The following is a 13,282-nucleotide window of genomic DNA, read 5'->3' on the forward strand; positions in this document are numbered from 1 at the left end:
CGATCCGGCTCGTATTCGGTGTTTCTGATGATGCGCGTGGCGGCCGGGGCCGCCCTGCAACAACCCCGGCGGCCTTTTTACGTGGCCTTGGCCTCGCCGTCCAGCGCGGCACGCACCTCGGCGATGAACGCCTTCAGCGTGCCCACGGCCGCTTCCGGCGTGGCTTCCTCGAGCAGTTGCACGAGGCGGCTGCCGATCACGACGGCATCGGACACTTCGGCCACCGCGCGCGCCGTGGCGGCGTCGCGAATGCCGAAGCCGACGCCGACCGGAACCGGTACGCGCGACTTGATGGCCGGGATTTTACCTGCAATGTCGGAAACATCCAGATTTCCGGCGCCGGTCACCCCTTTCAGCGACACGTAATACACATAGCCGCTCGCAATCCGCCCGACTTGCGCCATGCGTTCCTCGGTAGAAGTGGGCGCCAGCAGGAAAATGGGGTCGATGCCGGAAGCGCGCATCGTGGCGGCGAACTCCTCCGCCTCCTCGGGCGGATAGTCGACCACCAGCACGCCGTCCACGCCGGCCGCGCCGGCGGCTTCGGCGAACGCTTGCGCACCCATGCGCTCGATCGGATTGGCATAGCCCATCAGGACGACCGGGGTGGCGTCGTCGCGCTCGCGGAAGCGCTTGACGTCGTCGAGCACGTGCTTGAGCGTGACGCCGCGCGCGAGCGCACGTTCCGACGAGCGCTGGATCACGGGGCCGTCGGCCATCGGGTCCGAGAACGGCACGCCGAGCTCGATCACGTCGGCGCCGCCTTCGGCCAGCGCGTGCATGAATTCGACGGTTTTCGCCGGGTCCGGGTCGCCGGCCGTCAGGAACGGAATCAGGCCCTTACGGCCCTGGGCGGCGAGTGCTGCGAATGTTTTCTGGATACGGGACATGGTGTCACTTTCCTGGATTCGGTCGCGATCGGCGGGCATCAGTCGTCGACTGGCGCAGCCGCCGGCGCGGCGAGCGCGCTCACGCGTTCGCGCGCGATCGCGCAATAGCTTTCATTGATCTCGTAGCCGACGAAGCGGCGTCCGTGTCGCGCGCATGCCACGGCCGTCGTGCCGCTGCCCATGAACGGGTCGAGCACGAGGCCGCCCGGCGGGCAGCTCGACAGCACCATCCGCTCGACCATCTCGAGCGGCTTCTGGGTCGGATGGTCGACGCGCTCCGCGTGCTGCCGGTGCAGGCGCGAAATCGACCAGACGTCCTTCGGGTTGTAGCCCATCTCGAGCCACTTGCTGCCTTCGAACAACTTGCGCGAACGGGCCTTCTTCGTTTCGGCGTCGTAGGGAATGCGGATCGGATCGAGATCGAAGTAATAGCCCTTCGACACCGCGAAAAAACCGATGTTGTCGTGCACCGACGTGTAGCGGCGCGTGGTGCCGCCCATGCTCGGCACGCGCCGATCCCAGATGATCTCGTTGATCATCGTGAGGCGGGTCTTCAAGTAGCTGAAGATTTCCGGCGCGTATTGCCAGGTGCAGAACACGTAGAGCGAGCCGCTCGGCTTGAGCTTCGGAATCGCCAGGTCGAGCCACTGACGCGTCCACGCGAGATGCGCGTCGCCCTGCAGCTTGTCCGAGTCGTTGCCGTAGTCCTTGCCGAGCCCGTAGGGCGGATCGGCGACGATCAGGTCGATCGACGCATCCGGCAGGTTCGCCGCATCGGTCAGGAAATCGCGGTGATGAAGGTCGAAGCCGGGCGGCAACGCGCGCGAGGGCGCCGCGGCCGAAGCCGCATCGCTCTCGCTTGCCGCGCCGCCGCCCGGCGCCTCGATCAGATCACGCACCGGGCGTCAGAGCACGATGCCGCCGCGCTCGGCGACGGTATGCATGTCCTTGTCGCCTCGGCCCGACAGATTGACGAGGAGGATCTTGTCCTTCGGCAAGGTGGCGGCGAGCTTCGCACCGTAGGCGATCGCGTGGCTCGATTCGAGGGCCGGGATGATGCCCTCGATCCGGCAGCAATCGTGGAACGCCTTCAGCGCTTCCTCGTCGGTGATCGGCACGTACTGCGCGCGGCCGCTGTCCTTGAGCCAGGCGTGTTCGGGGCCGACGCCCGGATAGTCGAGGCCCGCCGACACCGAATGCGTCTCGATGATCTGGCCGTCCGCATCCTGCAGCAGATAGGTGCGATTGCCGTGCAGCACGCCGGGGCTGCCGCCCGTCAGCGAGGCCGCGTGACGGCCGCTGTCGAGGCCGTCGCCGGCCGCTTCGACGCCGATCAGTTGCACCGAGGTGTCGTCGATATACGGATAGAAGATGCCCATCGCATTCGAGCCGCCGCCCACGCAGGCGATCACGGCGTCGGGCTGACGGCCCGTCATTTCGGGCATCTGCACCTTGCATTCGTCACCGATCACGCGCTGGAAATCGCGCACCATCATCGGGTACGGGTGCGGGCCGGCCACCGTGCCGATGATGTAGAACGTCGATTCGATGTTCGTGACCCAGTCGCGCATCGCTTCGTTGAGCGCGTCCTTCAGCGTACGCGAACCCGATTCGACCGGCACCACGGTCGCGCCGAGCAGCTTCATGCGGTAGACGTTGGCGGCCTGGCGGCGCACGTCCTCGGCGCCCATGTAGACCACGCATTCCATGCCGAAGCGCGCGCAGATGGTGGCCGTGGCCACGCCGTGCTGGCCCGCGCCGGTTTCGGCGATCACGCGCTTCTTGCCCATCCGGCGCGCGAGCAGCGCCTGGCCGATCACGTTGTTCACCTTGTGCGCGCCCGTGTGGTTCAGGTCTTCGCGCTTCAGGTAGAGCTGCGCGCCGCCGAGCATTTCGGTCCAGCGTTGCGCATGGTAGATCGGCGACGGACGGCCGACGAAATGCTTCAGTTCGCGGTTGTATTCGGCGACGAATTCGGGGTCGGCCTGGTAGCGCTCGTAGGCGGCACGCAGCTCGTCGAGGGCGTGAATCAGCGTTTCGGCGACGAACACGCCGCCATACGGGCCGAAATGGCCGCGATCATCAGGAAGGTTGTACATGCTTGTCTCTCTATCGGACGGCGCGGCAGGCGCCGCGCCGGCATTCAGCTCACCGGGCGTCCGCGTCGCGCACTGCGCTCACGAACGCCGCCATCCGGGCGTGATCCTTCACGCCCTTCTCGCCCGGTACTTCGATGCCACTGGAGACATCGACCGCGTACGGGCGGATCTGGCGTATTGCGTCACCGACGTTTTGCGCGGCCAAGCCACCACTCAAAACGGCCCGACGCGCGAGCTCTGCGGAAATAAGAGACCAATCGAAGACCTTGCCGCTGCCGCCGTAGTCCGGCACATGGGTGTCGAACAACAAACCGCAGGCTGTCGAATAGTGAAGTGCCGATTCTACCAAATCGGCGCGCTGCGTCGAGATGCCAATGCGCAACGCGCGCATCCACGGCAAACGCGCCGCACCGGCCAGCTCGATGCACTGCGCCGGGGTTTCGTCGCCGTGGAACTGCAGCATGGTGAGGGGCACGGCGTCGAGCACGCGCGCGAGCTCGTCGGCCGTTGCGTTGACGAACAGGCCGACCGCCGACACGAACGGCGGGATGCGCCGCACCAGCTCGGCCGCCTGCTCGATCGTCACCGCGCGCGGGCTTTTCGGGTAGAACACGAAGCCGACCGCATCGGCGCCGAGCGCGACGGCGTGATCGACATCGGCGCGACGGGACAGCCCGCACAGCTTGATGCGGGTGCGGGCCTGGGGAGCGGTGGCAAGCGGCGTGGCGGTCATCGTGGTGCGTCCTGCGAGGGGGTACGGCGGATTCGGTTGCAACGGTGTTCTGGCGCTCAAAACGGCGCGGGGCATCGGTCAGGGGCCGGCGAGCCCATCTGGCGGCGCGTCGAGATCGGCCCAGACGGTGCTCCACGGCACGCTGCCGAGCTGCGCCGGGGGCACGGCGAATTCGTCAGGATAGCCGACATGCGCGAGATACAGGCCATCCGGCATGAAGGTCGGCGCGGCGCGGTCGCGGTTGCGCGCGGCCAGCACCTCCGCCATCCAGTCGGCCGGATAACGGCCGCGCCCCACCGCCACGAGGCAACCCATCAGATTGCGCACCATGTGATGCAGGAACGCGTTGGCGCGAAACCGGAAATGGATGAAGCTGCCCGACGGCCGGATATCGATCTGGTACAGATGCTTGACCGGCGTTTTCGACTGGCACTCCGACGAGCGGAACGACGAAAAATCGTTTTCGCCGATCAGGTGCTGCGCCGCTTCGCGCATCGCGTCGACGTCGAGCGGCGTGTGAACCCAGCCCGCGCGCGCGTTCAGCATCGGCGAGCGGAACGCGTGCACGTAGAGCGCGTAGTAATAGGTGCGCTCGAACGCGGCGAAGCGCGCATGGAACGCGTCCGGCATCGGCTTGGCCCACTGCACGGCCACCGTTGCCGGCAGGAACGCATTGGTGCCGCGCACCCAGGAAAAATCGGCGCGCGAAAGCTCGGTGTCGAAATGGACGACCTGGCCGAGGCCATGCACGCCCGTATCGGTCCGCCCCGCCACCACGGTTTGCAGCGGCACCAGCGCGAATGCCTTCAGCGCCTGTTCAAGCGTGTCCTGCACGGTGTTGCGGTGCGGCTGGGATTGCCAGCCGCAGAACGCGGCACCGTCGTACTGAATGCCCAGTGCGATTCGCATTACGTGGCGTCGGCGAGCTTGGCCAGCAGGACGCGTGCTTGATCCCGCGTGCCCGGGCGGTTGGCGTCGATCACTTCGCCGAGCAGCGCGCGTGCACCGTTCAGATCGCCGAGTTCGACGTATTCGGACGCCAGATCGAGCTTGTTGTGGGCGATGCGATCGAGCACGGCATCACTCGGCGGCGGGATCGACACACCCGGGCCAGCCGGCAGATCCAGATCGAAATCGAGGCTCAGCGCGCCGAACTGCGCCGCGCCGAGCGGCGCGAAGCCGGCTGGCGCGTAACTGCCGGGAGCCGTTGCCGCGGCATCGTCGTCGAGCGGCAGTTCATCGTCGAGCGAGTCAGGCAGCGAATCCAATCGATGCGGATCGCTACCCGCCTGCCCTGCAGGCTGGGTGGACGCCGACGATGCGGACAAATCGCGACCGAATGCCGGGAGGGTCGACGTGGATAGACTGTTAGTTGCATTGCGGGGCGTGAAATCAAAATCCGCTACCGGCGTGCCCGTGCGCGGCGGCAGGGGCATGTCGAGGCTGTCGAGAGCGGAAATCGCATCGGCCGGGAATTCGTGCGTGGGCACGCCGGGCGAGGCGCTACTGGTCAATTCGTTCAATTCGGTCAAGGTCGTGAGATCGACGGGCGCCGCCGGCGCTGCCTCGATCGGCGCGGGTGCGGTCCCGTAATCGGGTTGGCCCGGCTGCGGTGCGATCGCGTCGGGCGTGTCGTCAGGGGCGGCTGCTTCGGCCGCCGGTGCCGCGGGTTCAACCACCGCGGGCGGCGGCAGCGATTCGGACGCGGCGAGGATGGCGTCCGGGATCGGGGAAACGGGTTCTTCCGCCGGCGACTCGTGATGCGCCGTTTCGGGCGGTTCGTCGTGCGTTGCCATCGGCGTTTCGGCAGGTGCCGACGGCGGCGGTACTGCATCCTGTTGATGCGTCACGGTTTCGGCCGCAACCGTTGCGGCGGCAACGGCGCCTGCGGCCGTCGCCGGAGACGATGGCGGCGGCGTATCCGTACCGGTTTGCGGCTCGACTTCCGGCTCGGCACGCTTGCGGCGGCGGAACAGGAAACCGAGAACCAGCGCAGCCGCCGCAACGCCGACGGCGATCGCGGCTGTCCGGTCGAACGGCACGGCAGGCGCCGAAGGCTGAACGGCGGCCGGCTTGGCAGCCGGTGCCGAAGCAGGCTTGGCGACCGGTGCCGACGCAGCCGCTGCGGGCACCGACACGCCCGACGCCGCATCCGCCGCGCTGCCGGCCGTCGACGGCGCGGCAGCCGGTGCGGGTTTCGCTTCCGGCGCCGTGGCTTCCGGCGCCGGCTTGCCGATGCCGTGCTTCTGCAGATCCATCAGTACACGATTCTTCAGTGCCAGCAGTTGCTGGAGGCTCGACGGCCGAGCCTGCGCGGCCGACGCCTCGGCGTTGCCGCTGGTCGCCGCGCGCGCTCCGCTGCCCGGCGCCAGCAGCGCGGCTTCCGCCTCGCTCGACCCGACCGGCGGCGCGGTCTGGATCGACCCGCTCCAGCTGTGCGGGCCGGTCGAACCGGTGGTCGAACCGCTGTTCGCGGCATTCGCATGCGGAGCGGCAACGGCCGGCGCCGCTTGCGCCGCAGCCGCTGCAACCGACGAGGACGGCGCGACGATCGTCGCCGAAGCACCCGGCACAGCCGCCGGCGCCGAAGCGCCCGCGGCAACGGCACCGCTCACGGCATTGGCCGGATGCGGCGCCGACCCGCCGATGGGCGCAGCCGGGCTGGCGCCATGCGCGGCCGACGCGCTCGCAACCGGCGCCGCGGGCGCCGAAGCACCCGCCACTCGCGCCGGCGCAGCCGCCGTCGCGCCGGAAGCAGGAGCAGGAGCAGTACTCGTGGCCGCCGATGCACTCGCCGGAGCGGCAACGGCCGCGCCGGTCGCATCGAGCGGCGGCACGGTCAGCGTTGCCCCGAGCCGCAGCCGGCTCGGATCGTTTTTCATGAACGCCCGAGGATTCGCGGCGAACAGCGCGCGACCGGCCCGGCCCAGCACCACGGGATCGTGCGATTGCGTGACGGCAATGGCGAGATCGTTGAGCGACTGGCCCGGCCGGACCGTGACCGATTGCGGCGCAGCCGCGGAGGCCGGTGCCACCGCATCCGATGCCGCGGCCTGCGCAAGCGGGGCGGCGGCCGACAGCAGCGCAACGGCGGCGGCCGCGATCGCACGCATCGCGAACGCGCGGGAAATCAGGGCGGGAAACGAGGCAACGGAAGCCTTACCGGGGGGGGATCGCAGCATCATCGGTAGATTCGCCGCGGCAGCGCGCGGCCCTGGTTCACGTTGGAGGGAGGACAGGATTCGGGACGTTCGCGCCGGCGCACCGAGAGAAAGGCCACGCCGCGCGACGCCGGATTGCGTCGTAGCCGCGTAGTTTACTTTACCCGCCGCCCGTTTCGTCGGAATTGTCTTGCGCGGCATGACACAAGCAAACTGCAAGCCTTGCTCGCCTCGCGCCGCGCGACCCAAAAACAAAGCGGCGCTCGCCGCGCCCGGCTTGCCACCGGGCACCACGAACGCCGCCGTCGTCCTTCCGGACGCGAGCCGCGCCGGCTTACTTGTCGAGCAGGATGCGCAGCATGCGGCGCAACGGCTCGGCCGCGCCCCACAGCAGTTGATCGCCAACCGTGAACGCGGACAGGTATTCACCGCCCATCGCCAGCTTGCGCAGGCGGCCGACCGGCACCGACAGCGTGCCCGTCACCACGGCCGGCGACAGATCGCGCATCGACGCTTCGCGCTCGTTCGGCACGACCTTCACCCAGTCGTTGGCCGAGGCGAGAATGCCGTGCACTTCGTCGAGCGGCACATCCTTCTTCAGCTTGATGGTCAGCGCCTGCGAATGGCAGCGCATCGCGCCGATCCGCACGCACAGGCCGTCGACGGGGATCGAACCCGGTTCGCCCATGGCCGGCTTGCCGAGGATCTTGTTGGTTTCCGCGCCGCCCTTCCATTCTTCCTTCGACATCCCGTTGCCGAGATCCTTGTCGATCCAGGGGATCAACGAACCGGCCAGCGGCACGCCGAACTGGCTGGTGGGCATGGCGTCGCTGTTCATCGTGGCCAGCACGCGGCGGTCGATGTCGAGGATCGCCGACGACGGATCGGCCAGTTGCTCGGCCACGGCGCTGTTCAGCGCGCCCATCTGCGCGAGCAGTTCGCGCATGTTCTGCGCGCCGGCGCCCGACGCGGCCTGGTACGTCATGGCCGTCATCCAGTCGACCAGGTTTTCGCGGAACAGGCCGCCCAGCGCCATCAGCATCAGGCTGACCGTGCAGTTGCCGCCGACGAAATTCCTGGTGCCCTTGACGAGCGCGTCCTTGATCACGTCGAGGTTGACCGGATCGAGAATGATGACCGCATCGTCCTTCATGCGCAGCGACGAGGCCGCGTCGATCCAGTAGCCGTTCCAGCCGGCCGAGCGCAGCTTCGGGAACACCTCGTTGGTGTAGTCGCCGCCCTGGCACGTGATGATCACGTCGCACTTGCGCAGTTCGTCGATGTTCGTCGCGTCTTTCAGCGTGGTCTCGTTCCTTGCGAAGGCCGGCGCCTTGCCGCCCGTGTTGCTGGTGCTGAAAAACACCGGCTCGATCAGATCGAAATCGCCTTCTTCCTGCATGCGCTGCATCAGCACGCTGCCGACCATGCCGCGCCAACCTACGAGACCTACGTTCATGACTAACCCTTTGCTTGAGAGCTTCCCCGCCTTTTCCGTCCCCCGGCGCAACCGCGCGGGGAAATCAGGCGGGCACGACGGATGACGATCAGCTTTTCGTGATCGTTTTCGTGATGATGATTTTCGTGGAGACGATGGCGCGCGCACCTGCACGGGCTTGAGTGCCGTGGAGGTTCAGGACCGGGGAGATCGAGAGATTCTGCGCCATGCGAAGGAGTCTACACAAACCTGATGGGCCGTACAACGACCCGCCGAAACTATCGTGCCCGATGTTGTTCGCGCACCCCGCAACCGGAGCCCACGCGCGAAAAACGCACCGGAACACACCTGTCGAACAGGGCGACACGCGGGGGCGGCACACGCCCGGGCCAACCGGCCCGCGCGGCGCTCACCCTGCCCTGCCGCCCTGGCCTTACAGCGCCGCGATGACCGCGTCGCCCATCTGCGCCGTGCCCACCTGCTTGCACCCCGGCGTGGCGATGTCGCCCGTGCGGTAACCCTGCTCCAGCACCTTCTGCACCGCGCGCTCGATGCGCTCGGCCTGCTCGCCGCGATTCAGCGAGTAGCGCAGCAGCATCGCCGCCGACAGGATGGTGGCGAGCGGATTGGCCACGCCCTTGCCGGCGATGTCCGGCGCCGAACCGTGCGACGGCTCGTACAGGCCCTTGTTGTTCTTGTCGAGCGAGGCCGACGGCAGCATGCCGATCGAACCCGTCAACATGGCCGCTTCATCGGACAGGATGTCGCCGAACATGTTGCCGGTGACGATCACGTCGAATTGCTTCGGCGCCTTGGCGAGCTGCATGGCCGCGTTGTCCACGTACATGTGCGACAGCTCGACGTCCGTATATTCCTTCGACACGTCGATCATGATGTCGCGCCAGAACTGCGAGGTTTCGAGCACGTTCGCCTTGTCCACCGACAGCAGCTTCTTCTGGCGCTTCTGCGCCGCCTGGAACGCGACGTGCGCGATGCGGCGCACTTCCGGCTCCGAATAGCGCATCGTGTCGAAGCCTTCGCGCGCACCGGCGAACGGGCCGTCCGGCGCTTCGCGCGTGCCGCGCGGCTGGCCGAAGTAGATATCGCCGTTCAGTTCGCGCACGATCAGGATGTCGAGGCCCGAGATCAGTTCCGGCTTCAGCGGCGAGGCGTCGACGAGCTGCTCGTAGCAGATCGCCGGGCGGAAGTTCGCGAACAGTTCGAGATGTTTGCGCAGCCCGAGAATCGCCTGCTCCGGACGCAGCGCGCGTTCGAGCGAGTCGTATTTCCAGTCGCCCACCGCGCCGAACAGGATCGCGTCCGCTTCCTTGGCAAGCTTCAGCGTGGCGTCCGGCAGCGGATGGCCCGCGGCCTCGTAGCCGGCGCCGCCGACCGGCGCCTGTTCGAGTTCGAACTTTTCGTCGAGGGCGTTCAGCACCTTCACCGCTTCGGTGACGATCTCCGGGCCGATGCCGTCGCCCGGCAGCACTGCAATCTTCATGCGATTTCCTGATATGGGTTGGTTCGAATCGGAAGCGTACGATGCATGCCGCGCCTCACGCGCGGCACCGCATTATCCGATCAGGCGGTTGTTGAGCCAGGGCTGCTTGGCAAGCCGCTCCGCCTCGAACTGGCGGATCTTGTCGGCGTGGCGCAGCGTCAGGCCGATATCGTCGAAGCCGTTCAGCAGGCAGTACTTGCGGAACGCCGCGACTTCGAACGGATACTCGCGGCCGTCGCCGGAGCGCACCAACTGCGCCTCGAGATCGATCGTCAGCTTGAAGCCGTTGAACGCGTACGTCTCGTTGAACAGGTGATCGACCTGCTGTTCGCTCAGGACGATCGGCAGCACGCCGTTCTTGAAGCAGTTGTTGAAGAAGATATCGGCGAAGCTCGGTGCGATGATCGCGCGGAAGCCGTATTGTTCGAGCGCCCACGGGGCGTGTTCGCGCGAGCTGCCGCAGCCGAAGTTCTTGCGCGCCAGCAGCACCGAGGCGCCCTGGTAGCGCGCCTGGTTCAGCACGAAATCGGGGTTCAGCGGGCGCTTCGAGTTGTCCTGGCCCGGCTCGCCGTGATCGAGGTAACGCCATTCGTCGAACGCGTTCGGGCCGAAGCCGGTGCGCTTGATCGATTTCAGGAACTGCTTCGGGATGATCGCGTCGGTGTCGACGTTTTCACGATCGAGCGGCGCCACGACGCCGGAATGCACTGTGAATTTTTCCATGATCCGTTTCCAGATTGTCAGCTCGCGGCGCGCGAAATCGCGCGGCCTGCGGCATTGATGTCCTCGCCGACGCCCGCCACCGTATTGCAGGCGGCCAGCCCGAGCACGACGCCCGCCAGGGCGAACGCCGCGACCAGGCGGCTCACGATGATGCTGTTGCGGCGCATGCGATTATCCGAGCCGGCGAATATCGACGAAGTGGCCTTCGATGGCGGCGGCCGCCGCCATCGCCGGGCTGACCAGATGGGTGCGGCCGCCCGCGCCCTGACGCCCTTCGAAATTGCGGTTCGACGTGGACGCGCAACGCTCGCCCGGATCGAGCCGATCCGCGTTCATCGCGAGGCACATCGAGCAGCCGGGTTCGCGCCATTCGAAGCCGGCATCGCGGAACACCTTGTCGAGCCCTTCGCGCTCGGCCTGCGCCTTCACGAGGCCCGAACCCGGCACCACCATCGCCAGACGCACGTTCGACGCGACGCGGCGGTTCAGCTTCTTGACCACGTAGGCGGCCGCGCGGATATCTTCGATGCGCGCGTTGGTGCACGAACCGATGAAGATCTTGTCGACCTTGATCGACTCGATCGGCGTGTTCGGTTCGAGCGCCATGTAGGCCAGCGCGCGCTCCATCGCGCCGCGCTTGACCGGGTCCTTCTCGCGCTCGGGGTCCGGCACGCGGCTGTCCACCGCCGTGACCATTTCCGGCGACGTGCCCCAGGTGACCTGCGGCACGATATCGGCCACCGTCAGCTCGACCACGCGGTCGAATTGCGCGCCGTCGTCCGACTTGAAGGTGCGCCAGTACTGCACGGCCTGATCCCATTCGACGCCGGTGGGCGAGAACGGACGATCCTTCAGGTACTCGATCGTGGTGTCGTCCACCGATACCATGCCGGCGCGCGCGCCTGCCTCGATCGCCATGTTGCAGACCGTCATGCGGCCTTCCATCGACAGCGAGCGGATCATCGAGCCGCCGAATTCCATCGCGTAGCCCGTGCCGCCGGCCGTGCCGATCTTGCCGATGATGGCCAGCACGATGTCCTTCGCTGTGCAGCCGCGCGGCAGTTGGCCGTCGACCTTGATCAGCAGGTTCTTGCTCTTCTTCTGCAGCAAGGTTTGCGTGGCCAGCACGTGCTCGACTTCCGAGGTGCCGATACCATGCGCGAGCGCACCGAACGCGCCGTGCGTGGAGGTGTGCGAATCGCCGCAGACGATCGTCATGCCCGGCAGCGTCGCGCCCTGCTCCGGCCCGATGATGTGGACGATGCCCTGGCGCATGTCGTTCATCTTGAACTGGGTGATGCCGAAGCTGTCGCAGTTCGTGTCGAGCGTGTCGACCTGCAGCTTCGAGATCGGATCGGCGATGCCCTGCGTGCGATCGGTGGTCGGAACGTTATGGTCCGACACGGCCAGGTTCGCGCTGATCCGCCACACCGGGCGCTCGGCCATCTTCAGCCCTTCGAACGCCTGCGGGCTGGTCACCTCGTGCAGCAGATGACGATCGATGTAGAGCAAGGTGGTGCCGTCCTCTTCTGCGTGGACGACGTGCGAATTCCACAATTTGTCGTAGAGAGTCTGTGCCATGGTATGCGGGGTTGTAGTGACGACAAGTCCTTCTGGTGCAGACGATTATGCCACCAAGATGACAACACGGCACTACCAGGATGAGAAAAAACTCAATAAAAACAGTGAGTTGAGTAGTAGTTTCGATACCTGGATAAGTTTTACCGGGCAATCGGGGCCACCTTGGCTCACGCCGTCGCGATCAGGCGGCGACGTCGTACTGCACCGTCAGTTGCCCTTTCTTCTCCTTGACGCGGGCGATCGTGACCGCCCCCACCGCGGCGGTGTCGGCCACGTGCGTGCCGCCGCACGGGCTTGCGTCGAGCGTGCCGTAGGCGAGCATGCGCATGCCGTCGCGCTCGGTCAGCACGCGCGGCAGCGCCGCCGCGATCAGTGCATTGACCGCATCGGCCAGCGCCTGCGCGTCCATCTCGCGGGCGTCGGCGTCGCGCTCCATCACCACGCGTGCCTCGCCGGGCCAGTGGTGCCCCTTCACCGCGCGCCAGCCGAACGTAGCGCCCGCGTAGGCGATCAGATGGCCGGCCGAATGCAGCCGCGCATGCAATGCACGCGGCCCGGCATCGACCTCGATCGACACCTCGCCCGCCGGCACCGCGCGATCGGTGAAATGGACGACCGTGTCGCCTTCGATGGCCACGTGCAGCACGTTTGCCTCGCCGATACGGCCGGTGTCGGCGCGCTGGCCGCCGCCCTGCGGATGAAACAGCGTCTCGGCCAGCACGACGCGAAAGCGCGCGGCGCTCCCGCCCGGCTCGGCCGCCGCCTCCGGTTCGCAGGCAAGCACCTGCGTGGTCAAGGTCAGCGCATCGCTGTCGAAATAGCGGCGGATCGTCATCGTTACTCCTGCTGGCGTGGATTCGAGGCTCCGACTATGCGGGCGGCGCGGCCGCCGCTCAAGGGGGCGCGTCCTTCAATTTTTTACAATCCCTGCCCGTTTCGCGCGGCTAGTGTGGGCGCATTCCCCGATTCCGCCCTCAACGGGCCTTTCTTCAGTCAGGATTCACGTCCCATGGAACACGCTTCGACGCCGGATCAGCCGGTGCTCAACTTCAGCAGCGACAACATCGCCGGTGCGTCCCCCGCCGTGCTCGACGCGCTGGTGGCCTGCGCGGCCGGCCACGCCGCCCCGTACGGCAACGACCCATGGACAGCGCGCGTC

The 13,282-nt window shown here is 67.1% G+C and carries 12 protein-coding genes and 2 pseudogenes; 2 read left to right on the top strand and 12 right to left on the bottom strand.

The window, feature by feature from the left end; genetic code table 11:
* Positions 1–77 precede the first annotated feature (77 nt).
* From trpA to asd, 7 genes are all read right to left on the bottom strand, one after another.
* Positions 78–890 carry a tryptophan synthase subunit alpha gene (trpA, locus tag ACYP33_RS09630; protein WP_414447919.1) on the bottom strand — a complete coding sequence of 271 codons (813 nt, stop codon included), beginning with the start codon at positions 888–890 and terminating at the stop codon, positions 78–80.
* A 38-nt stretch (positions 891–928) separates the two neighbouring features.
* Entirely contained in the window at positions 929–1,789 is an 861-nt protein-coding gene (locus tag ACYP33_RS09635) for a DNA-methyltransferase (protein ID WP_459621267.1), read from the bottom strand.
* 6 nt (positions 1,790–1,795) lie between these two features.
* A complete protein-coding gene (trpB, locus tag ACYP33_RS09640; protein WP_414441595.1) occupies positions 1,796–2,989 on the bottom strand; it encodes a tryptophan synthase subunit beta in 1,194 nt (397 codons plus the stop codon).
* 49 nt (positions 2,990–3,038) lie between these two features.
* Complete coding sequence (locus tag ACYP33_RS09645; protein ID WP_459621270.1) at positions 3,039–3,722, bottom strand: phosphoribosylanthranilate isomerase; 684 nt, start codon at positions 3,720–3,722, stop codon at positions 3,039–3,041.
* A gap of 78 nt (positions 3,723–3,800) precedes the next feature.
* On the bottom strand, positions 3,801–4,631 hold the full coding sequence (gene truA, locus ACYP33_RS09650) for a tRNA pseudouridine(38-40) synthase TruA (protein ID WP_414441593.1): 831 nt from the start codon (positions 4,629–4,631) through the stop codon (positions 3,801–3,803).
* Complete coding sequence (locus tag ACYP33_RS09655) at positions 4,631–6,907, bottom strand: FimV/HubP family polar landmark protein (RefSeq protein WP_459621273.1); 2,277 nt, start codon at positions 6,905–6,907, stop codon at positions 4,631–4,633. The genes truA and ACYP33_RS09655 overlap by 1 nt, the downstream gene beginning before the upstream one ends.
* Before the next feature lie 310 nt (positions 6,908–7,217).
* On the bottom strand, positions 7,218–8,339 hold the full coding sequence (gene asd / locus ACYP33_RS09660; RefSeq protein ID WP_459621275.1) for an aspartate-semialdehyde dehydrogenase: 1,122 nt from the start codon (positions 8,337–8,339) through the stop codon (positions 7,218–7,220).
* Here asd and ACYP33_RS09665 point away from each other — a divergent pair.
* Positions 8,338–8,500 (top strand): annotated as a pseudogene (locus ACYP33_RS09665) (3-isopropylmalate dehydrogenase). The gene asd and the pseudogene ACYP33_RS09665 overlap by 2 nt on opposite strands.
* 251 nt (positions 8,501–8,751) lie before the next feature.
* On the opposite strand, the gene leuB reads toward ACYP33_RS09665, so the two are convergent.
* From leuB to ACYP33_RS09690, 5 genes are all read right to left on the bottom strand, one after another.
* Positions 8,752–9,819: a 3-isopropylmalate dehydrogenase gene (gene leuB, locus ACYP33_RS09670; RefSeq protein ID WP_414447923.1), complete on the bottom strand. Its 1,068-nt coding sequence runs from the start codon at positions 9,817–9,819 to the stop codon at positions 8,752–8,754.
* A gap of 72 nt (positions 9,820–9,891) precedes the next feature.
* Complete coding sequence (gene leuD, locus ACYP33_RS09675) at positions 9,892–10,542, bottom strand: 3-isopropylmalate dehydratase small subunit (protein WP_414441589.1); 651 nt, start codon at positions 10,540–10,542, stop codon at positions 9,892–9,894.
* Positions 10,543–10,559: 17 nt separating this feature from the next.
* Positions 10,560–10,709 (bottom strand): entericidin A/B family lipoprotein, encoded by a 150-nt coding sequence (locus tag ACYP33_RS09680; protein WP_459621278.1) that lies wholly within the window; start codon positions 10,707–10,709, stop codon positions 10,560–10,562.
* Between the two features lie 4 nt (positions 10,710–10,713).
* A complete protein-coding gene (gene leuC / locus ACYP33_RS09685) occupies positions 10,714–12,123 on the bottom strand; it encodes a 3-isopropylmalate dehydratase large subunit (RefSeq protein ID WP_414447924.1) in 1,410 nt (469 codons plus the stop codon).
* A 181-nt stretch (positions 12,124–12,304) separates the two neighbouring features.
* Positions 12,305–12,958 carry an alanyl-tRNA editing protein gene (locus ACYP33_RS09690; RefSeq protein ID WP_459621281.1) on the bottom strand — a complete coding sequence of 218 codons (654 nt, stop codon included), beginning with the start codon at positions 12,956–12,958 and terminating at the stop codon, positions 12,305–12,307.
* A gap of 174 nt (positions 12,959–13,132) precedes the next feature.
* Between ACYP33_RS09690 and ACYP33_RS09695 the strand changes: the two are divergent.
* A pseudogene (locus ACYP33_RS09695) lies at positions 13,133–13,282 on the top strand (low specificity L-threonine aldolase); the annotation flags it as partial.

This window comes from Burkholderia sp. 3C, assembly GCF_054589155.1.

Bases quoted from the DNA above. Each gene is read 5' to 3' on its own strand.
- asd (WP_459621275.1), bottom strand. From the start codon at position 8,339: ATGAACGTAGGTCTCGTAGGTTGGCGCGGCATGGTCGGCAGCGTGCTG.
- trpA (WP_414447919.1), bottom strand. From the start codon at position 890: ATGTCCCGTATCCAGAAAACATTCGCAGCACTCGCCGCCCAGGGCCGT.
- ACYP33_RS09655 (WP_459621273.1), bottom strand. From the start codon at position 6,907: ATGATGCTGCGATCCCCCCCCGGTAAGGCTTCCGTTGCCTCGTTTCCC.
- ACYP33_RS09680 (WP_459621278.1), bottom strand. From the start codon at position 10,709: ATGCGCCGCAACAGCATCATCGTGAGCCGCCTGGTCGCGGCGTTCGCC.
- ACYP33_RS09690 (WP_459621281.1), bottom strand. From the start codon at position 12,958: ATGACGATCCGCCGCTATTTCGACAGCGATGCGCTGACCTTGACCACG.
- ACYP33_RS09645 (WP_459621270.1), bottom strand. From the start codon at position 3,722: ATGACCGCCACGCCGCTTGCCACCGCTCCCCAGGCCCGCACCCGCATC.
- leuC (WP_414447924.1), bottom strand. From the start codon at position 12,123: ATGGCACAGACTCTCTACGACAAATTGTGGAATTCGCACGTCGTCCAC.
- truA (WP_414441593.1), bottom strand. From the start codon at position 4,631: ATGCGAATCGCACTGGGCATTCAGTACGACGGTGCCGCGTTCTGCGGC.
- leuD (WP_414441589.1), bottom strand. From the start codon at position 10,542: ATGGAAAAATTCACAGTGCATTCCGGCGTCGTGGCGCCGCTCGATCGT.
- trpB (WP_414441595.1), bottom strand. From the start codon at position 2,989: ATGTACAACCTTCCTGATGATCGCGGCCATTTCGGCCCGTATGGCGGC.
- leuB (WP_414447923.1), bottom strand. From the start codon at position 9,819: ATGAAGATTGCAGTGCTGCCGGGCGACGGCATCGGCCCGGAGATCGTC.